General features: G+C 37.4%; 20 protein-coding genes and 2 tRNA genes. 6 read left to right on the forward strand and 16 right to left on the reverse strand.

The window, feature by feature from the left end:
- Positions 1 to 4: 4 nt before the first annotated feature.
- The 8 genes from ML462_RS08295 to flxA are packed head-to-tail and all read right to left on the reverse strand — an operon-like array spanning position 5 to position 6,016.
- On the reverse strand, positions 5 to 262 hold the full coding sequence (locus ML462_RS08295) for a phosphopantetheine-binding protein (RefSeq protein ID WP_240713340.1): 258 nt from the start codon (positions 260 to 262) through the stop codon (positions 5 to 7).
- Positions 255 to 863 carry a 3-oxoacyl-ACP synthase gene (locus tag ML462_RS08300; protein WP_240713341.1) on the reverse strand — a complete coding sequence of 203 codons (609 nt, stop codon included), beginning with the start codon at positions 861 to 863 and terminating at the stop codon, positions 255 to 257. The genes ML462_RS08295 and ML462_RS08300 overlap by 8 nt, the downstream gene beginning before the upstream one ends.
- Positions 860 to 1,999 (reverse strand): beta-ketoacyl synthase N-terminal-like domain-containing protein, encoded by a 1,140-nt coding sequence (locus tag ML462_RS08305; RefSeq protein ID WP_240713342.1) that lies wholly within the window; start codon positions 1,997 to 1,999, stop codon positions 860 to 862. Before ML462_RS08305 ends, ML462_RS08300 begins: the two co-directional genes overlap by 4 nt.
- Entirely contained in the window at positions 1,996 to 2,418 is a 423-nt protein-coding gene (locus tag ML462_RS08310) for an acyl-CoA thioesterase (RefSeq protein ID WP_240713343.1), read from the reverse strand. The genes ML462_RS08305 and ML462_RS08310 overlap by 4 nt, the downstream gene beginning before the upstream one ends.
- Positions 2,415 to 2,864, reverse strand: coding sequence for a hotdog family protein (locus tag ML462_RS08315; protein ID WP_240713344.1), 450 nt, complete (start codon positions 2,862 to 2,864; stop codon positions 2,415 to 2,417). Before ML462_RS08315 ends, ML462_RS08310 begins: the two co-directional genes overlap by 4 nt.
- Before the next feature lie 2 nt (positions 2,865 to 2,866).
- Positions 2,867 to 3,745 carry an LpxL/LpxP family acyltransferase gene (locus ML462_RS08320; protein ID WP_240713345.1) on the reverse strand — a complete coding sequence of 293 codons (879 nt, stop codon included), beginning with the start codon at positions 3,743 to 3,745 and terminating at the stop codon, positions 2,867 to 2,869.
- Between the two features lie 4 nt (positions 3,746 to 3,749).
- Positions 3,750 to 4,481: a flexirubin biosynthesis SDR family reductase FlxB gene (gene flxB, locus ML462_RS08325; protein WP_240713346.1), complete on the reverse strand. Its 732-nt coding sequence runs from the start codon at positions 4,479 to 4,481 to the stop codon at positions 3,750 to 3,752.
- Between the two features lie 2 nt (positions 4,482 to 4,483).
- The gene (flxA, locus tag ML462_RS08330; protein WP_240713347.1) at positions 4,484 to 6,016 is read right to left on the reverse strand and encodes a flexirubin biosynthesis tyrosine ammonia-lyase FlxA; all 1,533 of its coding nucleotides are present in this window, start codon (positions 6,014 to 6,016) and stop codon (positions 4,484 to 4,486) included.
- Positions 6,017 to 6,472: 456 nt separating this feature from the next.
- Here flxA and ML462_RS08335 point away from each other — a divergent pair, with 456 nt between their 5' ends.
- From ML462_RS08335 to ML462_RS08350, 4 genes are all read left to right on the forward strand, one after another.
- Positions 6,473 to 7,708 (forward strand): NAD(P)/FAD-dependent oxidoreductase, encoded by a 1,236-nt coding sequence (locus ML462_RS08335; protein ID WP_240713348.1) that lies wholly within the window; start codon positions 6,473 to 6,475, stop codon positions 7,706 to 7,708.
- Positions 7,709 to 7,869: 161 nt separating this feature from the next.
- Positions 7,870 to 7,952 (forward strand) — tRNA-Ser (locus ML462_RS08340).
- Positions 7,953 to 8,082: 130 nt separating this feature from the next.
- Positions 8,083 to 8,157, forward strand: a tRNA-Pro gene (locus ML462_RS08345).
- 284 nt (positions 8,158 to 8,441) lie between these two features.
- Positions 8,442 to 9,527, forward strand: a complete 1,086-nt coding sequence (locus ML462_RS08350) for a mechanosensitive ion channel family protein (RefSeq protein WP_240713349.1) — start codon at positions 8,442 to 8,444, stop codon at positions 9,525 to 9,527.
- Between the two features lie 167 nt (positions 9,528 to 9,694).
- Here the strand turns inward: ML462_RS08350 and ML462_RS08355 are convergent, their stop codons facing one another.
- The 8 genes from ML462_RS08355 to ML462_RS08390 all read right to left on the reverse strand — a co-directional run bounded on the left by ML462_RS08355 (position 9,695) and on the right by ML462_RS08390 (position 20,535).
- Positions 9,695 to 11,080, reverse strand: a complete 1,386-nt coding sequence (locus ML462_RS08355) for a M16 family metallopeptidase (RefSeq protein ID WP_240713350.1) — start codon at positions 11,078 to 11,080, stop codon at positions 9,695 to 9,697.
- Complete coding sequence (locus ML462_RS08360) at positions 11,077 to 12,465, reverse strand: M16 family metallopeptidase (RefSeq protein ID WP_240713351.1); 1,389 nt, start codon at positions 12,463 to 12,465, stop codon at positions 11,077 to 11,079. The genes ML462_RS08355 and ML462_RS08360 overlap by 4 nt, the downstream gene beginning before the upstream one ends.
- 134 nt (positions 12,466 to 12,599) lie before the next feature.
- Entirely contained in the window at positions 12,600 to 14,000 is a 1,401-nt protein-coding gene (locus tag ML462_RS08365; protein WP_240713352.1) for a TolC family protein, read from the reverse strand.
- On the reverse strand, positions 13,997 to 15,343 hold the full coding sequence (locus ML462_RS08370) for an HlyD family secretion protein (protein WP_240713353.1): 1,347 nt from the start codon (positions 15,341 to 15,343) through the stop codon (positions 13,997 to 13,999). Before ML462_RS08370 ends, ML462_RS08365 begins: the two co-directional genes overlap by 4 nt.
- A 1-nt stretch (position 15,344) precedes the next feature.
- Positions 15,345 to 17,012 carry a peptidase domain-containing ABC transporter gene (locus ML462_RS08375; protein ID WP_240713354.1) on the reverse strand — a complete coding sequence of 556 codons (1,668 nt, stop codon included), beginning with the start codon at positions 17,010 to 17,012 and terminating at the stop codon, positions 15,345 to 15,347.
- Complete coding sequence (locus tag ML462_RS08380; RefSeq protein ID WP_240713355.1) at positions 17,009 to 17,689, reverse strand: TetR/AcrR family transcriptional regulator; 681 nt, start codon at positions 17,687 to 17,689, stop codon at positions 17,009 to 17,011. Before ML462_RS08380 ends, ML462_RS08375 begins: the two co-directional genes overlap by 4 nt.
- A gap of 224 nt (positions 17,690 to 17,913) precedes the next feature.
- Positions 17,914 to 18,696: a DUF1206 domain-containing protein gene (locus ML462_RS08385; RefSeq protein WP_240713356.1), complete on the reverse strand. Its 783-nt coding sequence runs from the start codon at positions 18,694 to 18,696 to the stop codon at positions 17,914 to 17,916.
- Between the two features lie 957 nt (positions 18,697 to 19,653).
- Positions 19,654 to 20,535: a hypothetical protein gene (locus ML462_RS08390; protein ID WP_240713357.1), complete on the reverse strand. Its 882-nt coding sequence runs from the start codon at positions 20,533 to 20,535 to the stop codon at positions 19,654 to 19,656.
- 318 nt (positions 20,536 to 20,853) lie between these two features.
- Between ML462_RS08390 and ML462_RS08395 the strand changes: the two genes are divergently transcribed.
- Positions 20,854 to 21,312: a hypothetical protein gene (locus ML462_RS08395; protein ID WP_240713358.1), complete on the forward strand. Its 459-nt coding sequence runs from the start codon at positions 20,854 to 20,856 to the stop codon at positions 21,310 to 21,312.
- Between the two features lie 77 nt (positions 21,313 to 21,389).
- Positions 21,390 to 22,385, forward strand: coding sequence for an L-glyceraldehyde 3-phosphate reductase (gene mgrA, locus ML462_RS08400; protein WP_240713359.1), 996 nt, complete (start codon positions 21,390 to 21,392; stop codon positions 22,383 to 22,385).
- The last annotated feature ends 11 nt before the right edge of the window (positions 22,386 to 22,396 follow it).

Genomic DNA, 22,396 nt, shown 5'->3' on the forward strand with positions numbered 1-22,396 from the left:
AAAATTATTTGGCCCTGTTTTTCTCGATAAAATCAGCAATGGTATTTACAGAATTGAAGATCTCTTTTCCCTGGTTAGGATCGGTTAATTTAATCCCATAATCCTTCTCAAGTAGAACTATAAGCTCAAGTGCATCGATACTATCCAGTCCTAATCCATCTCCAAAAAGATGCTCGTCATTTTCAATATCACTCACCTCCATATCTTCGAGGTTAAGTTGTTCTATAATGCTTTTTTTTAATTCGGTATGCAGGTCACTCATGGGTAGGTAAGTATAATTTCTTTAGCTCCTCTTCGTTAAATTCCATTCCGCCGCTATTGGCAATTTTCCACAAAAATACATCATAATCGTTATTGTGCAAGTTCACCCATCCACAAAGCACATTTTCTACTTTTTCCTGTTGGAACAATGCCGTGGTATAATCAATAAATAGTAAAGGATCGAATTCCTCTGAAATAAAAAATATATTCTCAGATCGAAGTTGATGTCTAATGCTAATCTCACCCAGCATGATATTTGGCAAAGTATACACAAAAAGAGACGGTGAGGGAAATTCTTCCATAGTTTGTGCAAAAGCTACATCAGTTTCAAGGCTGGAAGCCGAATTAGCAAAAACCAGGGCTGTTTCCTTATCCTCTATGCTGCCATTGGTTAAGATTTCCGTTCCAAGATACCCCAGTTTCGAAAGCTCATCCATTTTGAAGAACTTCGAATATTTCAATTTTTGATCGTTATAGACTTTTTTTAGAAATTTGGTTGTGGAAAGACCCTGATCTGCTTCAAAAATGAGCTCGCCATTTCTAAATACCCTAGATTCCCGAATAATTAAAGAATTCTTTATGGAAAGTTCTTTGCTCATCATCTTTCCTTTTTTAAAAGCATAGCCAGGTTGCAGCCTCCAAATCCGGAAGCTGTTTTAAGAGCCAGACCTAATTCCTTCTTTTCATTCTTCTGAAGAATATTCAAATTCTTTGATACTCCATGTTCGGAATAATTCAATGAAGTAAATAGTTCATTTTTTAGTAGGCTATGTTTAGTTAAAATACTTTCAATCAATGCTGATGTCCCTAATGTATGACCATAGTAGCCCTTAAAACTATTTAAAGGAACCTGGTTAAGCGAAACACGATCAAAAGCAATAGATTCCATTTCATCATTAAACATCGTCGCAGTTCCATGAGCTGATATATAATCTATTTGAGTGGCTTCTATTTTATTCTTTTTGAATAACCTCGAAATGCTTTGATACAAACCTTCACCAGTCCTGCTGGGACCGGAAATATGATTCGCATCATTTGCCGTAATTGCATCTATATAGGCAATCTTTTCCTGATTTTCTTGATCACCTGGTCCAATTAGAACCGCCGCGGCAGCTTCACCAAGGCTTACACCACTTCTGTCATTTGAAAAAGGCCGGCATGGTTTATCACTAATGGCCTGGAAAGACTGAAAACCCGACAAAACAAAATCTGAAACCAGGTCTCCTCCAGCTACAATTGCTTTTGAGAATCTTCCCATTCCAATAAGATCGTTAGCAGTTTTAATAGCAAGGGCTCCAGATATACAGGCATTGGATACCACAATTGGTTTTTGCTTAAATCCGAAAAAATCAGCGACAACTTGAGCCATCTTCCATAAATAGAGGCTGCCTATTGGAGAAAGGTCATTTCTTAACTGGTCTATATTCCCCTTGGTTGTAGAAATTACAAGGCCGGTTTCCTTTAGATCCAGAGCTGGACTTTGATCTAAAACCTGGTTAACGGCAAGAATTAGGAGTTTCTCAAGTTTAGTATGTAATTCAGGTTTACCTATTTTAATAAATTCGGTATCGATGATCTTATTTTCTATCAATCCTGCGTAATATCCATTTTCGAAGAACCTTGAATTATTGTGAAGTTTCAATCCTGATCTTTCATTTCTAACAGCCTCAATATTTTCTGAAGTATTGAAACCTAAAGGAGAAATGATAGAATCACCTAGAAGATAGTTCCTGTTCATTTAATCAATCCCATTTTCTTTTTCCAATCTAAGAAAAACAGCGGATTGTTCAGTACCAATTCTGAATTTTTATCAATAAAAACCTGTACGGTTTGTCCTGTACAAATCAGTTTACCAGAAGATATAATTCGGTATTGAAATATGATCTTGGCGGCTTCAGAATTCACAAAAAAGGTTTCTACTTGAAAATCGTCTCCGTATTCCAAAGGAAGTTTATGTTCACATTCGGTTTTTACTATGGGTGTTGCAAAACCATTCTTTTTTGCATCCAGATATGAAATACCGTGTCTCCTGCTAAAATCCTCCCTTCCTTCTTCAAAATATTTGAAGTAATTCCCATGCCATACTATTTGCAGTGGATCACATTCATGGAAACGAACTTTTAATTTAGTAACCGATTTTAAATCCTGATCATTCATTCTACCGTTACGGTTTTCATTTCGGAAGTAGCGATCACTACACCCTTTTCATTCTCAGTTCTTGCAGATACTGAAGTAACATTCATGATCTCGTGCAGTATCTCCACATAGGTTTTAAGTTTTTCACCCACCGCAGGCAAACCGAATATTTCAACGGTTTTAATAACGCCGATAAAACCGGTTTTTGGTTTTGTTTGTCCGCTAAGAGATCCCTGGTAACCTCGATGAAGAGACATGCTTTGAGCCATGTGCTCGATCAATCCACTCTCTACAAGTTTATTTTCATCTACCAGCACATGATCCTGAGGAACCGTAAAACCGGTAACGCCGGTTAAATTGGTGTATTCATACAAAGTATCAACAAAAACAAAGGGTTCTTTCTGTGGGATCAGGTTAATGATCTGTTCATGAGAGGTTATTGGATGATGTAAAAGATTTTCTGCCATTTTTAACTAAAATCGTTCCAGTAATCGTAGTAGTTATACCACTGATGAGGATATTTTTTTACCATTGTTTCCAGGTCGTTAAGATAAGAGTTTAAAAGTTCCTGAGTGCTATACTTTTCAGGTTTATACGGCCTCGCATAGAAATGATAATGGAAGTTTTTCTCTCTCATTAAATGCACAAATAAAACGGGGATCTTATGCCTCGCGGCAAGCTTGAACGGTCCCTGGGGGAATTTCACTGTTTCACCCAGAAAATAAGCCTCGTAGGTTTTGGAATTTTCAAGGAACCTATCAGCAGCGAAAACCAGTAACTCATTATTAGCCAAAGCTTCTTTCATCTGGAAGATATGACTTAAGTCCTCCTTTAACACAATGATCTTAACTTCTGAACTTCCCGTTACAGATTCCAAATATGATTTGATCTGCTTGTGTTCAAAATCTGTAACCACCAAATTAACCAAAGCATCGGAGTGTCTTTCCTCAAAAAAATGTTTAGCAAGATTGAAATTACCAATATGAGCCGTTAGAAGAATCCCTCCTTTTTTCTGAGCGAGAAGAGCTTCAATATGCTCTACTCCATCGAATTCAAAGGTGAATTTATGTTTAAGTCCGCTTGTAATGGCTACCCGGTCCAGTTGAATTCGACCGAATGTAAAATAACTCCTATAAACGTTGAATGCAGCGCTGATTGGGGAATAACCTAAACGTTTCCGAAAAAGATAATAGGTGCTTTTAGTAGAAGTAAAGGAAAAGAATATAAAATAAAAAGCAACGAAAAGCAGTACGAAATAGGCAGAGTAAAGCCCTGTTTTTTTGATAATCTGAACATAGATCTTGAAGCCTAGAAGTGTACCCCGAGATTTTCCTTTCCAGGTAGCCATAGATCTAGGAATATAATCCGCCGTTGATATTTATCACTTCACCGGTGATATAAGAGGAATTTTCTGAAGCCAGGAAACTAACCAGGCTAGCTACTTCTTCAGCTTCACCGAATCTATTTAGAGGAATTAGTTTTTTAAGCTCATTCTCATCGAAATCACTCGTCATATCAGAATTTATGAAACCGGGCGCAACAGCATTTACGGTAACCTTTCGTTTGCCAATTTCCTGTGCAAGAGCTTTGGTGGCGGAAATCATAGCACCTTTAGCCGCAGAATAGTTCACCTGCCCGGGATTTCCTTTTAAACCTGAAAGCGAAACTATATTAATCACTCTGCCATACCTGGCTCTCAGCATATCCTTTAAAACAGATTGGGTTACATTGTAGAATCCAGTTAAACTTGTATCAATCACAGAATTCCAGGCCATTTTATCTGTCCAGATAAAAAGTCCGTCTTTAGTAATACCTGCATTATTCACCAATATCTCTATTTTGGCTTCAGCATGCTTAGATTTCCAATTTTCAATGGCATTCTGAACAGATGTCTCATCTGCTACATCGAATTTAAGAATACTGCATTTCACTCCTTTCGATTGAACTTCATCCCTGGTATTTTCTGCAGCTTCAGTATTTGAATTGTAATTCAGGAGTATATTATACTTAAGCTCTTCGGCAAGCTTTAAACAAACTGCTCTTCCAATCCCTCTCGAGCCTCCTGTCACCAATGCGTACTTCATATTTAGTATGCTTCGTTATTCCTTAAAAATTCCTTCAGATCACCAATTTCTGAATATAATGGTCTGTCTTCCTTTACCTGTGGAATTATAGTTCTCAATTTACTGAGTTTTCTTTTGGTTGCCGAAGACAGTTTATCATCAAAATCAAGATGATACAATGCCTGTACAATCGTTGCAAGCTCTATAGAAAGCACTTCGAAACTATTGTCGATCACTTTCCTGGTCATATTTGCAGAATTCGCCCCCATACTCACAATATCCTGGTTGTCATTATTATTCGGGATACTGTGCACATACATAGAATTCGAAAGCATCTGATTTTCTGCGGTAGTTGAAACTGCCGTGAATTGAGCCCCCTGCATTCCGAAATTCAGTCCTAAAATTCCCATATTCACAAATGGAGGAAGTATATCATTCAGTTTCGCATTAAGCAGATAGTTTAATTGTCTTTCGGCGAGCATGGAAGTTTTGGTGATCGCCAGGCGCAATTTGTCCATTTCCAGGGAAACATAATCTCCATGAAAATTCCCCCCATGGTAAACATGCTCTGTATCCACATCGATAATAGGATTGTCGTTGGCAGAATTCACTTCTTCGATCAATATCTTTAAAGAATGCTCCAGAGTATCGGAAACAGGACCAAGTATTTGTGGAACACACCTTAAACTGTAATATTCCTGAACTTTTTCCTTAAAGAATGTATTCTTGTCTGCACCGTTGCTGTACAAATGATCATTTCGGTCTCGGGTAAGCTTGGAATCTGAGAGATGATCTCTCATCTTTCGTGCAATTTCTTGCTGACCTGGATGAAGTTTTGAGGAATTGAGTTCTTCTGAAAGATGATCGTCATAGGCTTCCACGATCTCGTTGATTACCGAACTGCAAAAGACTACCCAACTCAACAATCGTTTTGCATAAATAAGGTTGACTAAACCTATTCCCGTCATCGCAGAAGTTCCGTTCATGATGGCCAGCCCTTCCCTAATCTTTATTTCAGCAGGTTTTATCCCCAGTTCCTTAAAAACCCCATGGGTTTCCCTACGTTCATTTTTGTAAAGTACCTCTCCTTCCCCTATCAACACCAAAGCTAAATGAGCCAGCTGTACCAAGTCTCCTGAAGCTCCTACTCCACCATGCTCAAATATCACTGGAGTTACATCCTTATTTATCATGGCGATCAAAGTATCGGCAACAGATCTGTGAACACCTGATTTTCCAAGACATAGGGTATTCAATCTTGCCAGCATCAATGCCTTTACATATAAAGGCTCCATTAATGCTCCAGCCCCGGTTGAATGACTTCTAATAAGGTTCAATTGCAGGTTTACCTTATCCAAATCATTGATCTTATATTGAGCCATAGGACCAAATCCCGTATTTACGCCGTATATGATCTTATTCCGGGAAAATTCCTTTAGAAATTGAAAACTTCTTTCGAGTCTTTTTTGAGTAGCTTCACCAAGTTCAATATTCTCATTTTCAACTAGAACATGGTAAAAGTCAGTAAATTCAAGTGCATTATCTAAATTCAGCATATACCGATTCTGCTATAGTTTATGGTTCTGGCACCATTGTTAAAACTTTTAACAAATGTAGCATAATAAATAGAAAAGCCTAGAAAATTAAGGTCCTGATGATAGATTTATTCAAAATTGAAATCGGAAAATCCTGTCCTATTTTAAGATAAGATAAAATTAACTTTACCAATATCCCCTTGGTTTTATTAAATGGTTAGTTATTGGGTTTAGCTTAAGAAATCTGGTTCTGGAAATATAAATTTGAAAAGGATTAATGTGGATTATAGATATTAATTGTAGGGTTTCAGAATAATCTGCAATTCAATTTTTAAACCGAATAGGTAGTATCTAATATTAATCCTTTGCTTATATCTCAATTAAGCCCTGACCAACCAGTTAGGGCTTTTTTTAATTTTAATCCTGTCTCAATTCCAAGTTTCTATTTAAGTTTGTCTGCATATAGTCTTTTTGTTTATGAAAAGTGAGGTAAGGGATATTGTAATTATTGGCGCCGGTCCTTCTGGTAGTGTTGCTGCAGGTTATCTTGAAAAAAATAATATCTCCATTCTAGTGTTAGAAAAGCAAAAGTTCCCCAGATTCTCTATTGGGGAAAGTTTAATTCCGCGATGCATGGATAATTTCGAAGAGGCTGGATTTCTTAAGGTTTTAAAAGCAAAAGGCTTTCAAAAAAAATTTGGCGCACGGTTCATTAAGCGTAATGAGGTTGCGGAATTTGATTTCAGTAAAAAATTCGGTGATGGCTGGGATTGGACCTGGCAGGTTCCCCGGGCAGATTTTGATAAAGCCCTTACAGACCACCTCACCAAACGCGGTGTTGATATAAGATTTGAAACTAAAGTTATATCCCTGGATTACTCTAATGATTTTTGGAAGATTACAGCTAAAGATATTAATGGTGAAAAGTCTGAAATAAAAGCCAGGTTCATTATAGATTCCAGTGGAAACGGCCGGGTGCTGGCTGAAAAATTAGACCTGGAAGCTCCTCCTAAGATCTATGATCATTCCTCAGTCTTTACGCATATCAGGGAGCATTCACGACCTAAAGGAATTGAAGGGAAACAGATAACTTTTGAAGTCCTGAACACTAAAACCTGGTTCTGGTACATTCCATTTTCCAATGGATATTCCAGTCTTGGCTTCGTAGGGCCAAATTCCTGGTTAGACAGCTTTGAAGGAAACTCAGAATTTGCATTTAAAAAAATGCTTAAGGAAACTGATTTTTACAGTGGAAGATTCGATGATTACGATTTTGAATTTGAACCGGTGAAAATTAAAAATATATCGAGGAACGTTAAATACATTCATGGTGCTGGTTTCGCCCTCACTGGGAACTCAGCGGAATTTCTAGACCCTGTCTTCTCCTCAGGAGTAGCCTTCGCAACAGAGTCTGGACTACTGGCTTCAAAACTCGCTCTTAAACAGTTAAATGGTGAAGCAGTAGATTGGGAAGAAGAATACTCAGAATACATTAGAAAGGGTGTGGATGTGTTCTCTACTTACGTTAGAGAATGGTACTCCGGAAAATTACAGGATATATTTTTCCATCCGGAACCTTCACCCCAGATAAAAGAACAAATATGTTCCGTTCTGGCTGGTTATGTTTGGGATCCAAAAAATCCTTTTGTAAGAAATCACGCGAGAATACTGGAAAACCTGCATCGATTGATACAACAGGAAAAAATTATTTAAAATTTTTAATTTCCTTATAATACTGGGGTCAAGTATTTTAAATGAAGAATAGACTTTCCGGGCTAATTTTATCCCGAAAAAAGGAATAAAAGGTTTGGATGGTTTGGAAGTAAAAGTTACATTTGCAACCGCAAAATTACTTGCGAAGTTCTTAAAATAACGGAGAGGTGGCAGAGTGGTAATGCAGCAGCCTGCTAAGCTGTCATCCTTCTTGGATGCCCGGGTTCGAATCCCGGTCTCTCCGCTAGATTTTTAGTCTGCGGTTTTTTATTCTCTTTTTCAACCGGAAAAAATGGGATAAATTTCCTCCGCTTCCCGGCTGCTTTTTTAAAGTAATTTGGAACGGAAAAGACTAAAAATAAATTTAAATTTTACGGGGTGTAGCGTAGCCCGGTTATCGCGCCTGCTTTGGGAGCAGGAGGCCGCAGGTTCGAATCCTGCCACCCCGACGAACCACCTAATAAGTGAAACTAAAACACTGTTAATCTATTGATTTTCAGTGTTTTTTTGTTTTATAGCATTAAGCTACAGTTTTTAACTCTACCAAAAATTCTCTTTCAGAGAAAGATCCTCTCTTCGAAATTGTTGTAGCTAATTTTTAATTCGTACCCCTCTTCAAAACTCTCCAGTAAAAATAATCGAATAAAAATGTAAGATAAATACTATATTAGTTTCACCTTAAACTCTTATTTCACTGATGGTTAGTTTTATTCTTGTTGAGGATATAATAAAAATGGAACCTAAAATTGCGGCAGTTTACGCCGTTCTTGTTGTAATTTTTATCATCATCCTTTTATTATTCATAAGATTTATCCATAGGATGTTGGTTAAACGTGCACGGGAAAAAAACCCGGAAAGTGAATTCCATTCCTTAAATATCATAAACCGAATAGTAAATACCTTAACCTTAATCTTTGGAATATTCCTGTTAAGTTTCATTTTTTTCGATGAATCCCATTATAAGGAAATAGGAGAAAATTTCAGAAAGATTTTTTATATAGGGATAGTATCTATTTTCAGTATAGTTTTCGCCAGTATAGTTGAATCCTTTTTTAGCAGAATGATCAAACGCAGGGTTTCAAGTGGAGAAGACCCCACCAGCTATAAATTCCTGAGATATCTCTCTGTAGTAACTGTTTATTTTATTGGTCTTATTTTAATTGCACTCGCTTTCCCTTCATTGAGGTCTATAGCCCATACCGCTATAGGGGGAGCTGGAGTTGCTGCGATCATTATTGGTGTGGCTTCTCAGGAAGCTTTATCCAATATAGTTGGCGGTGTTTTTATAATTGCCTTCAGACCCTTTAAAATTGGAGATATTATTCGAATTTCCGAGGAACTTGTTGGGACAGTTCATGATATCACTCTAAGGCATACAGTGATCAGGAATTATGAGAATAAAATGATCGTGATCCCTAATTCCATCATTAACAAAGAAAAGGTGACTAACTACGACCTGGAAGAAAAAAGAGTTTGCCAGTGGATAGAAATTGGAATTTCCTATGACAGTGATATCGACCTGGCAAAAAAGATCATGAAAGAAGAATGCGAAACACATCCAAATATAATTGATGTTCGAAGTAATCTAGAAATTAGAAATAATGTACCTAAGGTAATTGTGAGGGTTATAGAGCTGGGGAATAGCGCTGTTACTCTTAGAGCATGGGCATGGGCCTGGGATTTTTCCTCTGCCTTTGTGATGAAATGTGACCTATATGAAAATATTAAAAAAAGATTTGATAGAGAAGGAATTGAAATTCCGTTCCCTCATCGAACGCTGGTTTTTAAAGATTCAAAAGTAAAAACGGAAATTTTATAGTGTTACCCCAAATTGCAAACAGTGTATTAACCCTTAAGGCCTTTAGAGTTGAATATATTGATTGCCTGAAATGATCCTATCAGCTTTAAAATCATATTTTCAATAACCTCTATAAAAAAAACAACCCGGAAGATCCGGGTTGTTTTTTTTATGGCGTTGCTTAAAGTTTAATTCCTTGTATTTTCTGGTAATTCCATGGTTTCCTGAACCTGATCTTTGATCTTCTCTTTGTCCCCAACCACGATTAAGGTCATGTTTTCCGGCTGAATATACTTTTGAGCCATCTCCTGAATCTCTTCAGGCGTAACCGCATTTATATTCTTCACCTTATCCACAAGAAAAGATTCCGGTAAGTCGTGTATGTCCAGAAAGTTCAATTGATTTATAATTCCCCCTGGCGTTGAATTCTGAAGTACATACAATCCAGATTCATAATTCTGGATCCCTTTAAGTTCTTCCTTGCTCGGAGCTTCGTTTTGTAAGCGTACGATCTCTTTTTTAATCTCTTCCAGAGATGCTCCAGTGAATTCGGTAGTCACATCAGCATTTTCAAACCAGAGACCCGACTTATAATTTGCATATAATGAACTGCTTGGGGAATAAGTGTATCCTTTATCTTCACGTATATTACTCGTAATACGAGATCCGAATGAACCTCCCAGGATAGAATTCATAACATCAAGCGCTATATAATCTTCGTTACTAGGATCGGCAACAGGTAAACCGTAATAGATTGTGGATTGCGGGGCTCCGGGACGGTCGATGATCCTCACGGTAGCATCAGAAGCAGTTTCGGCTACAGGATAACTGGTTTCTGGACCTTTACGCCAGTTACCAAGATGCTCAGAAACCATCTTTTTAACCTCTTCCGTATCAAATTGACCTACTACGTAAACGGTGGTTCTTTGAGCTCCAAAATTTTCATCGTAGAAAGACTTCACATCATCCAAAGTGTATGAATCTACCATTTCAGTAGTAGGATACAACCTGCCGTAAGGATGATCTGGATACAATTCTGCGAAAAATTCCTTTCTAGCCTGCGAACCTGGTCTGGACAATGAAACGGTAATATTGCGTTTCATATTATTTTTTAGTCTTTGAAGTTCACTTTCCGGTAATTTAGGATTCACTAAAACGTCACTTAAAACCCTGAACGCTTCAGGAGCAAATTCTGCCAGCACATTCGTATTAAGAGTAGTAGTATGGGTTCCTACACCTACATTTAGGTTTCCTCCCATCCCCGCAAGTTTATCTTTTACAGAGTAATCTGAGGTTGTTCCTTCTTCCATTAGATCAGCCAAAAGGTCTGAAACCCAAACCTGATTTTCATTTTCGTTGATATTTCCGGTCTGGACGGTAATATTTATAGTGGCTTTCGGAATACTTCCGTAAGGCACTAATACCAGTTTTAGTCCGTTATCAAAATCTACAACCTCTTTTTCAGGAAGAGTAAAACCTTTCGGCTCCCCTCCTTCCGGTGGAGTTTGCTTTTGAGCGTTAGCAGGTTGTACAACTGCCAGAGCGATAATTAGAATATAAATTAAGTTTTTCATTGGTTCTTATTTTCGTTATTAGCCAATAATGGATTTACGGTAAGGATCGTTCTGTTGGTCTTTCTAAGATATTCATCAACTGTTTTATTCATGATCTCTGGAGTTATCTTTTTAAATTCAGCTTCCAGATCATTGATCCTCGATGGATTGTCATCAAAAAGAGCAAAGCTTGCAAGTAGATCTGCACGTCCCAACCCAAAGGAACTTCCCAGGTTATCATATAACTGAGATCGCATTTTTACTAAAGCATTATCCAGCATTTCCTGAGTAATTCCCTTGTCTAGACTAGCGATAACTTCGTCTACAGCCTCAACTACCTGCTCTTTAGATGTCTCATTATCGTAAGTGAAGTTGAACATCATATGCATTGGCCCGTTATAATTGAACATATTACCCAGATAGTTGATACCGCCACTTACATTAGAAGTGTAACCTATTTCATCCACTAGTTTCTTCTGTAGAAGAGCATTATCTCCCTGGATAAGAATCTGGTCGATCAATCCCATAGCATAATATTCTGTCGAATTACGCTCTGGCATATTATAAGCAATTGCTATAGCAGGTTTGTTGGCCAGGGAATCATTTTTCACGAAGTCTTTTTCCTCTGTTTGCCTAGGTTCTGAAATGTCTGGGATTGGAGGAACATCTGCACTTGGAATTCCACCAAAATATTGTTCAATCCACTCTTTAGCCTGTTCCATTTCAAAATCACCTACAATAGAAATTGCGGCGTTGTTGGGAGAGTAATAAGTATTAAAGAAATTCTCCACATCCTCTAAATTCGCGGCATCAAGATCTTTTAAATCACCATAAAAATTATGGGCGTTATACCAATTCGTATTGGCATACTGTGGCATGTCTAACCAGGGAAATCCACCGTAAGGCTGATTCAGGACATTAACTTTTACCTCATTCTTCACCACGCCTTGCTGATTGGTGAGATTTTCCTGGGTAATATCAAGTCCTTTCATCCTGTCTGCCTCTGCCCAAAGCATAGTTTCAAGTTTATTCGCCGGAACGATCTCAAAATAATTGGTGAAATCGAAGCGGGTAGATCCATTTAAAACTCCACCGTTTTCCTGAACGAGTTTTATGAATTCCATCTTACCCAGGTTCTGGGATCCCTGAAACATCATGTGTTCGAAAAGGTGAGCAAATCCAGTTCTATCCCTTGGCTCAATTCTAAACCCAATATTATAATAGGTTGCAACAATTACAGTTGGTGACGATTTATCCTGCGAGAGGATGACTTTTAGACCATTGTCCAACTTGTAATATTCCACCGGAACCTGAAATCCAGCCTGTTCTTTTTGCTGCTCCTTTTCCTGTGCCAGACCTAAGTATAATCCGCCTATCAGGAAAAAAAACATAACCATTTTTCTCATAAGAATAAGATTTTATTAAATAGATTAAAGTATTATCTATTATAGTAGACTCAAATTCCTGAAAAAGTTACAGAATTGATAAAAAATTAATAGTAATATTATCAACTTAGATCAATAAAACTTAGGGAGTCCTATTACATTTGAAGGTCTGTAGCCAAAGTACGATACAGTTCAGCTTTACTCTTTAAAAGCTTACGGGTCATCTCAATCTCTTTTAATTTAGTAGTAATCAGTTGACTTTCCCTTGAGTTAATTAGGAAAAGTGAACTCTCGCCTAATTCGAATTTACGCTCTTCGGCGATTACAATACGTGTGTAGTCCTCGACTAATTGCTGCATTAACCCCATCTGCTCCCGAAGAGCAATAATCTGGTTTTGGAGAGCTGCAAGATCGTTCTCCAGTTTTAACCGATTATTAACCAGGTCCAGTTCGGCATTTTCTAGCTCAAGTTTAGCCAATTGCAGCTCTCCTCTTTCCTTTCTTAGAAAAATAGGAAAACTGAATTTTAATCCGAATTTATAGTTGCGGTTATTCAAAGTATTCAATTCTCTGGGAGTGTTTGTGAGAAAGTTATACTCCAGGTCCAGTTTTGGTAATAACTTATTAGCCCTATACCTTTTTTCAATTTCCAGTATATCAATTTCTGTAGAGAGAAACCTGATTTTCGGATGCTCGGTAAGGTCCCGGTTAAAAATGATCTCGTCTATATTCAAGGTTTCAGTTACCTGTTCTTCGACCATTGCTACAGGCCTCACTTCAGCAGTGACCTCGAGAGGAATATTATTTTCGCCCCAGATAAAATTTGATAACCGTAAAGTAGAATTCCTTAGATCCAGTTTGCTTTGCTCCAGGCTTAATTTCCTATTCTGTATACTAATTCCTGCTTCAAGTGTATCTATTGCGGGTTTATCCCCAGCCCGGTATTCGTTCACCACACCCCTAAACCTTACTTCAGCATTTTCCAGAAAATTTTCATAAAGGAGATATTGCTGGTAGGCAGCAAACCATTCAAAATACGCCAACGAAGCCTTATATAGAACCTCGGTAACTTCCAATTGTTGCTTGAACCTGGACTGATCTCTGTAGATTTTCGCCTGCTTAAGCGAAGCCATTCGCTCGTTCATGAACAACCCCTCGGAGATATTCAGAGCCACACCCGCAGAATAAAGTCCATCCTCTGGAACTGTGTTTTGAGGATTCAGATATACTCCTGTATTATCCTCAAATTTCGCATTGAATTCCAGCCCATACCAGGTAGGTATCTTGAATGCCGAGCTAAAATTGCTGTAATAATCTACAGATTCATAATTCTTGGTATTATAGTCGGCTTCCAATTTTGGATCGAAGCTTCCCCGGGCCTTCAGCAGTTTCATTTCTCCTTCTTCAAGGATCAGGTTTGCCTGTTTTACCAGCGGATGATATTTCTTGACCATGGCCATGTATTCAGTAAAACCAAGGCTAAGACTATCCTCAACCTGAGCTGATCCCGAAAAAGAGAAGATAAGGCAAACGAATATGATCAGGAACTTTCTCATTTTTTTACTTGTTCACTGTTTTCAGGTTTATAATAATTCGGTGGGAACCCGTTCAATTGACGCCATATTTCATACCAGATAGGTACATCTTCCAGTAAGGCCAGGGTATTAGCTCCTGAACCAACCCTAAGAGCATCCGGCCAGGGATGGTCATCTTCAGATTGAGCCAGCAGTACGCGATATTTTCCATTTTCACTGATGAAATTCTCGATCGCTACAATTTTAGCACCGTAGGTTCCATAAGATACATTTGGCCATCCACTAAATACAATTGCCGGCCAACCATCGAACCGAACTCTAACGTCCTCTCCAAGATGAAGTAACGGAAGATCTATTGGCTCAACATAAGTTTCAACAGCCAGATCATAATTAGAAGGCATGATACCAACCAGAGCATCTCCTTCCTTAAAAGTTTCCCCAATCCCAGATTTTATAGCTTTGTTAATATAGCCGGACTGCGGTGCTCTTATATAATAAAGATCATTACGCATTTTATAATTAGTTAAGGAACTCTCCAGCTTAGAGACATCAGCCTCCGTCTGGAAAAGGTCACTTTCTGCTGTAGCCCTGTCGCTGCGGGTTTTAGCAATCTTCTCGCTATATTCTGCCTTAATCCGGTTAAGCTCGATCCTGGCATTAATGATATCATTTCGGCTATTCACAAGCTTATTTTCCTGGGAAATTAGTTTCGCCTGTGCTTCCTGTAATTTCAACCTTTTGCCTTCAAGATCTGTCAATGATTTCAAGCCCTCCTCATTCAGTTTTTCATACCGATCAAACTGCCTTTCAGCAATTAGCAAATTGGTCTTAAATGCTTCCAGATCTATACTATCACTGCGCATTTTTAAGATGCTTTGCTGAAGTTTATTCTGAGCCTGCTCCAGTTTTAATACCTGTTCCTGCTGTAGGGATTGAATTTGAGTACCAAGTGAACTCACTTTATCTTCGTAAGAACTTAGAGATCTTTTTTTCGAATTTACCTGATCACCGGTTCGCTCTGCCAGTTGAGGATCGAAATACTCATTTTTAACCTCCGAGATGTGTAAAATGGTATCTCCCTTTTCTACAAAATCCCCTTCATTCACATACCAGCGTTCAATTCTTCCAGGAATTGGAGATTGAATGGTTTGCGGTCTCTGTTCCGGGGTTAAGGTAGTTACATTACCAGTACCCGAAACTGTTTGCGTCCATGGCAGAAATAGTACGATTACCAGAAACACAGCAAAGAATTTCAGGAATCTATTCAGGTATTCATAATGGGTAGTCCTAAGCGCTTTTTTACCAGCTTCAAACTGCCTGATATCTACCTTTTCATGTAAGCTATTATTTGTGATATTTAGCATACTACCTGGTTTGATTAGTTAATTTTCCCTGTTCAATATACAGGATCCTATTGCAATACTTCTCCCACTTCTCATCTTTACTACTTACAATCACAGACCAGTTATTTTCTTTACTGAAAATAAAGTCCAGGATCTTATCTTCTTCTTCAGGATCCAGCTGATCCAAAGGATCGTTCAGGATAAGAATGGAAGGTTTTCTGACGATACTTCTGGCTAAAATAATCTTTCGGCTAACCGAGTAAGGGATTTGCAATCCTTCCGGATATATTATCGTATTAAGTCCTTTTGGTTGTTGTTTCACAAAATCACGAAGTCCTGTTTTTTCAATGGCCCATCTTATTTCCTGTTCAGAGATGTTCTTATCGCCAAAGGTGATATTGTCAACCAGGGTGCCTTCAAAAGGTGACTCTTCAGAAAGGGACTGCCCAATAAGTGCCCTGTAATGACTTAATTGCAAACTTTTTAGGGAGATATCATTTACATATATTTCTCCTCCTGTAGGCTGATATAGTCCTGAGATCAGTTTTAACAGTGAAGATTTACCTGCTCCGTTCTTTCCTCGAAGAAGAATTTTATCTCCGGGGGCGATCCTTAGGTCTATACCATTAATGATATTCTTTTCATTAAACCCCTGATAGAAAACATTATCAAGTTCAATATGCAATGGTTCCTGTCTATTAAAGGGCTGATCACCGCTCTGTGATTCCAGTTTTTTATCTACCACTTCCCCCATTTTTTCAAGTGAAGTAAGTACATCATAAAACGATTCAAGACCAAGGATCATCTTTTCTACCGAACCAATAATAAGAAGGATGATAATTTCCGCAGCAACAAATTGCCCGATATTCATTTGCTGATTGAGTACGAGTATTCCTCCAATGATCAAAAGTCCAGCTGTTACCAGAACTTTAAAACCAATCATTTGAATAAACTGAAGTTTCAGTATCTGGAAATGACTCTCCCTTGCATCCAGGTAATCAGTAACCATCTTATCGTTCCGGGAAATGGCGAGGTTGGTTCTCCCCGATACTTTAAAACTTATCAGAGTTCTTGCCACCTCCTGTATCCAGTGAGCGATCTTATATTTATGCTTGGATTCGATTATACTGGTATCCAGGCCTTTTTTTGCCGTAATCTTAAAAACTATATAGATTAGGAGTAAAAGCAGCAGTCCGTAGATGATAAAAAATGGATGATAAAGAGATAATAAGATGATTCCGAAAATAATCTGCGTAAGTGCAGCCGGAAAATCCAATAACACTTTTGTAAGGCCTTTTTGAATGATCAGTATGTCGAAAAACCTGTTTGCAAGTTCTGGTGGATAAAAATTCTTGAGTTCATCCATCTTAATCTTTGGAAATCGGTAACTGAATTCAAAGGAAGCCCTGGTGAATATTTTTTGCTGAATATTCTCCAGGATTCTAATTTGCATTAATTGAAGTATTCCCACAAAAGCTACTCCCAAAGTCACTAAAACAATCAATACAATCCACGATGTGGATATCCTGGCTCCCTGGATAAGGTTCACGATGGCCTGTATCCCCAGAGGAACGGATAGACTAACTAAACCTGAGAAAATTGCATAGTAAAAGATCTGGAGAATATCCTTCTTTTCAAGTTTCATCAAGCCCAAAAAACGCTTCCAAGGGGTATATTTTTTTTCTTTCATTCGTTTCCTTTTAATATACTTTCAACAAGATGTCTAAAGTAATCTGATGGTGAAATATCCTCATTACATTCCGTAAGCGATCTAAAATGATCCCTTAAAAAATGCTGGTGTAGAGTACCTTCAATTATAGTACTGGCCAGACTTGAAGGATAAGGATAAGAATCACTCACCTCGCTGATCATTTCAGCAAGTCTTTTAACAAGACGTTTATAGATTGAAAAATAACCGTCCTGATTCTCTTCATCTACTTCCTTCGTTAAAAATGATTTTGAAGATTCGTTGATAATAATATTACTAAGAGCGATCTCATTAATATGACCAAACCTGTCATCTTTTTCAACAGGTTTGGTGATCACCTCAATAGCCTTATCCAGTTTTTCTCCAGAATTTGAAATACTATGGGTAGCAAATACTAACTGGAATTCTTTCCAACCCCAAAACCAAGAGGTTATATAGACAAGAAACTTATGCTTATTTTCAAAATATCTATAGATAGAGCTTTCGTTGGACCTTATCTCTTTACCCAACTTTCTAAAGGTAAAATTCTCAAAGCCAATTTCATCAATCAACAGGATCCCATGTTCAACAATTCTCTTACCAAGAGAAGTTGATTCAGGGTCTTTGATAAAAACCTTGTCGTTTACTGTAATTTTTACATCCTGAAGGAGATACTTCATTCTTTTCAAATTTCAACAAAAATAATAGTTTTACTATTCTACTTAATAGTATTACTATTATTTAACGAAAAATTAGCTTTGGTTAAAGTATCTCTTCTCCTAATTAGCTAATTTATAATAAGAAATACAACCTGAAAAATTGATATAATTAAACAATGTTTTTAATTTATAAAGCCCGCTAACCTGAATGTTAGCGGGCTTTCATACTAAACTTCTTTTCAACTCTATCTAAGACTCTTTACACTAATTGCAGGATATTTGGCCTTGATAAACATGTAAACACCGTATGCTACCAGTCCTATTGCAACTATTCCCAAGGCGATAGAACCAAATTCATTCTGAATATAACTGAATGCATCGGTGGTAGTACTAATTTTATTCCCGCTCGAAAGTCCAGAACTAAGGGTTAAATATGCCATTAATCCAATAACCACTCCCCTGGCGGTATGTCCAACTTTCCCGGCATTAATAAGTAATTTCTGTGCTTCCCTATCCATTCCTGCTTCTTCCACTTCTTCACGGAATTTATTTGAATAAGCACGATAAAGATCATAAATAGCTTTTATTGCCATCCCAGCTCCTATGATAATTGCAATGGTATCTCCGTTAGATCCAGACATTAACGAACCCATCATAGAACTGGAACTACCTGAACTACTCCCAAAGGCTAACTTAAAAGCATAGAAGGAAAAACCGGCATAGATTAAACCACTAATAAAAAAAGCGACCCTCTTGCCATAACCTTTCAGGTTGTCTTCAAAACCCTTGGGATTCGCAAAAACCTGATACATCCTCCAGAAAACATAACCCAGGAGACCTAATCCCAGAATAACTAGTAAAATCTGTCCGTAAGATTGCTGGGCAAGATATTGCATAGCTCCCTTACTTCCAGTTTGCTGACCACCCTGTCCGAACGCTGCCAGTGCAGTTAAAACTCCAATTAAAGAATAGACTGCTCCTTTGGCCGCCATTCCAAAACGTGCGAAATTCTCCTTTTTATTACTCATTTATCGAATTTTTGGTTGATTAATTGAATTTAAAGTTATCGGAATTTCGTTTGATCGAAGAAACATTAGAAAAACTTTATACTAATTTTAGCTAATTTGGACTCATTTAATAATTTTAAAGCTCGTTATCAGAAAACCTTAACCATTCACTTTCCTACTTATTCTTTGCAGAATAAGTTTTTTAAAGATTCATCCTGAAGTATTTCATGCTAAGGAGACCTTAGCATTTTAATGATATTTATAAATGTTTTTGCCCTTTCAGCTTACCGGAATAAACTTCAGATTAATTCTAATGAAGGGTAAAGAATAATTATTGTAACGTAAAGATTTAACCGCGATAAGTTCTAAAAAATTCCTTGATACCGATACGTCTATTGAATCTATTTTCACTTTAAATTTTACTTCAAAATGGAAATTATTAGGATCAGAAGAATACTTAAAATGAAAATAATTGCCCGAACCTGATCTTCGCGCTTAGCCTGAGAATCCATAAAAATTAATTTTTAAATCTAATTATTACTTCAACCGGGGGAATTTTGTAGGGAATTGGATTTTGAAATACTAATATTAAATATAGACTTTTTATCTCAAAATAAAAACTAAGCTTTTTCTATGAACTTCTGATGGTCATTCAACCATTTATTCAACTTTGCTTTTCTATTTGTTGAAACACTTTTTTTTGTATTTAAAACATGCCATTGCTCACCGTCACTCGATAGCTTGTAAGTCTTTACCTTAGAGAAAAAATGAAACCCAAATAACTTGAAGGAATGCAAGGCCTTTACTAAATAATGTTCACCTGATTTCGAAATATTAACCAACTTCATATTCATTCTACTCATATTTAAAATTGAATTAATTCCTTGTAGTGGATCCTGGAACAGCATATAACTGTTACTGCTATAAACAAGTTTTTTTACTCAAAATCAAATTCTCATGATTTCAATTTACAAGAATTTAATATTCTGTAATTTCTTTTATTACAAACCTTCGGGAATTTGCCCCATCTTCCATTTTATAGATTACCTGTTTAAACTTTCCTGTAGGTTCTCCATTTTCATATACCGGAAATCTCCTCCCCAGGTTTCTTTCAATCAAAGAAAACTCATCATGCCCCCCATAAGATCCAGCCAATTCCTTATTTTCAGAAATATCAGGGAAATACACCAGACTTAAGGACTTACCGTTATTCACAGAATATGCCATTACATTTCCTTTATGATCTGGAGTTCGGGTGTAGATAAGTAGCTCTGGAAATCCATCAGCATTGAGATCTTCAATTTCGGCATTGGTCACTTCTCCCTCGATATATGTTTTAAATCCCCCATTAGTTTCAGAAAGTCCGTAGGGAGTTACTTTTAAGATCTTTTGATCATTGTTAAGAACGGTTGAGATTTCAAAACCTATATTTTGTAATTGAAGGTTATCATGAAAGATCGTTGGATCCATCTGATCAACATCGATTTCCTCCTGAATTTTCGAGTAAGTACCACCAACTGTAGCCCCTCCGGAACAGTAGAAATAGAGCAAAGATTCTCCTTTTTGGTCTTCGCCTTTGATAATCACTTTGTCTCCTGTAAAATCAACCAATACCGTATTCCCTCCAATCTGGGTTGAAAAATTATTCTTTTCCCTGCGAAAAACACTGGTGTCAAAAGTACAACTAGGTCTTTTTTTATCTGCTCTTGATCTTACAGATATTTTCAATTCATTTTCAGATACCCGTTTAACAATTACGGCTACCCAATCATAACCTTCATCTTTTTTAAAATAACCATCACTAACATAATAGCCAGCCAATCCTGGGTCCTGAAAATTATTTGCTAGCTGGTTGGTCAATTTATGTTTTTCCAAATCGACAGGCAGTCCCATACATTTAACTGAATATATGAACATGTAAATCAATGAAATATGGCTTATTAAATGTTTAATCATAATATCTAATTCTAAATGTCTGCACCCTATATTTAATAATTATTAAGAGTTTGTTCAAAAAATAGCTTAAAATAAAAATACTATAAAAATCTAATTAACAATGACTTGCCTTTTTAAATTGAAATTTAATCAAATGTTAATTCCTAAAAATTCCTTAAATAAATACAATAGGTTTTTTAGCTTTACGTTCCCCCATTACCAAACAAAAAGATCTTGAACCCTATGAAAAGATTTAAAATTGTACTAGTACTTCTAATGACGAGTTTTATATTATCCTGTAATACAGACAGGGATGATTTAGATCTCACTGAAGCAGAAGCAAATGAACTTAATAACATCGCGAAAACCGGTGATTGGAAAATTTCAGAATATACGCTGAATGGTTCAGAAAACACCGCGAATTACGCCGATTATGTTTTTAATTTTGAGGAATCTAATAATCTTACAGCCAAATCTTCAATAGATGAAGTTTTGGGCACATGGAGAGCCAGTAATGACTCAGGTGATGAATACGATCCCTATGATGATTTAGATTTTCATATTTTCTTCAGCTCAACAAGTAAACTGGGAGAACTGGCTAATAATTACGATATTCTCGCCGCTACAGATAAGGAAATCAGACTAATCCTTGGAGAAAATGCCAATGGTGACGCTGCAACCCTCATTTTTAGCAAAAATTAAATCAGTTAAGGGTTTCCCAACCTAAGATTTATCTAGCCTTAATTCCTTAATTTCGTATTCTTCAAAGAATATGATTTATGGAAACTTTCAAGGCGTCGAGCCAACGCTATGATAAGATGCAATATCGTCGATGCGGAAAAAGCGGTATAAAACTTCCACTTTTATCGCTGGGGCTTTGGCATAATTTCGGTGATAACTACGATTTTGAAAATGCCCGGAATATCCTAAGAACGGCATTTGATAATGGTATTACTCATTTTGACCTGGCCAATAATTACGGGCCACCCTATGGCTCTGCTGAAAAGAACTTCGGAAAGATCTTCCAGGAGGATTTCAAAAGATATAGAGATGAACTGATTATTTCTACCAAGGCGGGCTGGGATATGTGGCCGGGACCCTACGGAAACTTCGGTTCCCGAAAATACCTTATTGCAAGCCTGGATCAGTCTCTAGAAAGAATGGGACTGGATTATGTTGATATCTTCTATCATCACCGGCCCGACCCTGAAACTCCTCTAGAGGAAACCATGGGAGCCCTGGACCAGATAGTGCGCCAAGGTAAAGCCCTTTATGTTGGCATCTCTCAATACAATGCTGAGGATACAGCCAAAGCAGCAAAAATTCTTAAAGACCTGGGTACCCCCTTTCTTATTCATCAACCAAGATATAATATGATGGATAGATGGGTGGAGAACGGACTACTGGATACCTTGGAAGACCATGGGCTGGGAAGCATAGTTTTCTCACCACTCGAACAGGGTATTCTAACTAATAAATATTTACATGGAATCCCGAAGGGTTCACGTGCCGCCACGGAAGGAAGTTATCTTAATAAATCTCAGATCACAGACGACCTGGTAAAACAATTAAGAGACTTAAATGAAATCGCGGAATCACGAAACCAGAGCCTTGCGCAAATGGCAGTTGCGTGGCTTCTTAAGGATATAAGGGTAACTTCAGTCCTGGTGGGCGTAAGTAAAGTATCTCAATTAGAAGATAATATCGAGGCTATTAAGAACATAAACTTTGGTCAAGAGGAACTGAGAAAAATAGATTCTATCCTGAATTTATAAATACAACCGGA

This window comes from Christiangramia lutea (assembly GCF_022489035.1).
GTDB lineage: Bacteria > Bacteroidota > Bacteroidia > Flavobacteriales > Flavobacteriaceae > Christiangramia > Christiangramia lutea.

Bases quoted from the DNA above. Each gene is read 5' to 3' on its own strand.
- ML462_RS08295 (WP_240713340.1), bottom strand. From the start codon at position 262: ATGAGTGACCTGCATACCGAATTAAAAAAAAGCATTATAGAACAACTT.
- ML462_RS08300 (WP_240713341.1), bottom strand. From the start codon at position 863: ATGATGAGCAAAGAACTTTCCATAAAGAATTCTTTAATTATTCGGGAA.
- ML462_RS08305 (WP_240713342.1), bottom strand. From the start codon at position 1,999: ATGAACAGGAACTATCTTCTAGGTGATTCTATCATTTCTCCTTTAGGT.
- ML462_RS08310 (WP_240713343.1), bottom strand. From the start codon at position 2,418: ATGAATGATCAGGATTTAAAATCGGTTACTAAATTAAAAGTTCGTTTC.
- ML462_RS08315 (WP_240713344.1), bottom strand. From the start codon at position 2,864: ATGGCAGAAAATCTTTTACATCATCCAATAACCTCTCATGAACAGATC.
- ML462_RS08320 (WP_240713345.1), bottom strand. From the start codon at position 3,745: ATGGCTACCTGGAAAGGAAAATCTCGGGGTACACTTCTAGGCTTCAAG.
- flxB (WP_240713346.1), bottom strand. From the start codon at position 4,481: ATGAAGTACGCATTGGTGACAGGAGGCTCGAGAGGGATTGGAAGAGCA.
- flxA (WP_240713347.1), bottom strand. From the start codon at position 6,016: ATGCTGAATTTAGATAATGCACTTGAATTTACTGACTTTTACCATGTT.
- ML462_RS08335 (WP_240713348.1), top strand. From the start codon at position 6,473: ATGAAAAGTGAGGTAAGGGATATTGTAATTATTGGCGCCGGTCCTTCT.
- ML462_RS08350 (WP_240713349.1), top strand. From the start codon at position 8,442: ATGGAACCTAAAATTGCGGCAGTTTACGCCGTTCTTGTTGTAATTTTT.
- ML462_RS08355 (WP_240713350.1), bottom strand. From the start codon at position 11,080: ATGAAAAACTTAATTTATATTCTAATTATCGCTCTGGCAGTTGTACAA.
- ML462_RS08360 (WP_240713351.1), bottom strand. From the start codon at position 12,465: ATGAGAAAAATGGTTATGTTTTTTTTCCTGATAGGCGGATTATACTTA.
- ML462_RS08365 (WP_240713352.1), bottom strand. From the start codon at position 14,000: ATGAGAAAGTTCCTGATCATATTCGTTTGCCTTATCTTCTCTTTTTCG.
- ML462_RS08370 (WP_240713353.1), bottom strand. From the start codon at position 15,343: ATGCTAAATATCACAAATAATAGCTTACATGAAAAGGTAGATATCAGG.
- ML462_RS08375 (WP_240713354.1), bottom strand. From the start codon at position 17,012: ATGAAAGAAAAAAAATATACCCCTTGGAAGCGTTTTTTGGGCTTGATG.
- ML462_RS08380 (WP_240713355.1), bottom strand. From the start codon at position 17,689: ATGAAGTATCTCCTTCAGGATGTAAAAATTACAGTAAACGACAAGGTT.
- ML462_RS08385 (WP_240713356.1), bottom strand. From the start codon at position 18,696: ATGAGTAATAAAAAGGAGAATTTCGCACGTTTTGGAATGGCGGCCAAA.
- ML462_RS08395 (WP_240713358.1), top strand. From the start codon at position 20,854: ATGAAAAGATTTAAAATTGTACTAGTACTTCTAATGACGAGTTTTATA.
- mgrA (WP_240713359.1), top strand. From the start codon at position 21,390: ATGGAAACTTTCAAGGCGTCGAGCCAACGCTATGATAAGATGCAATAT.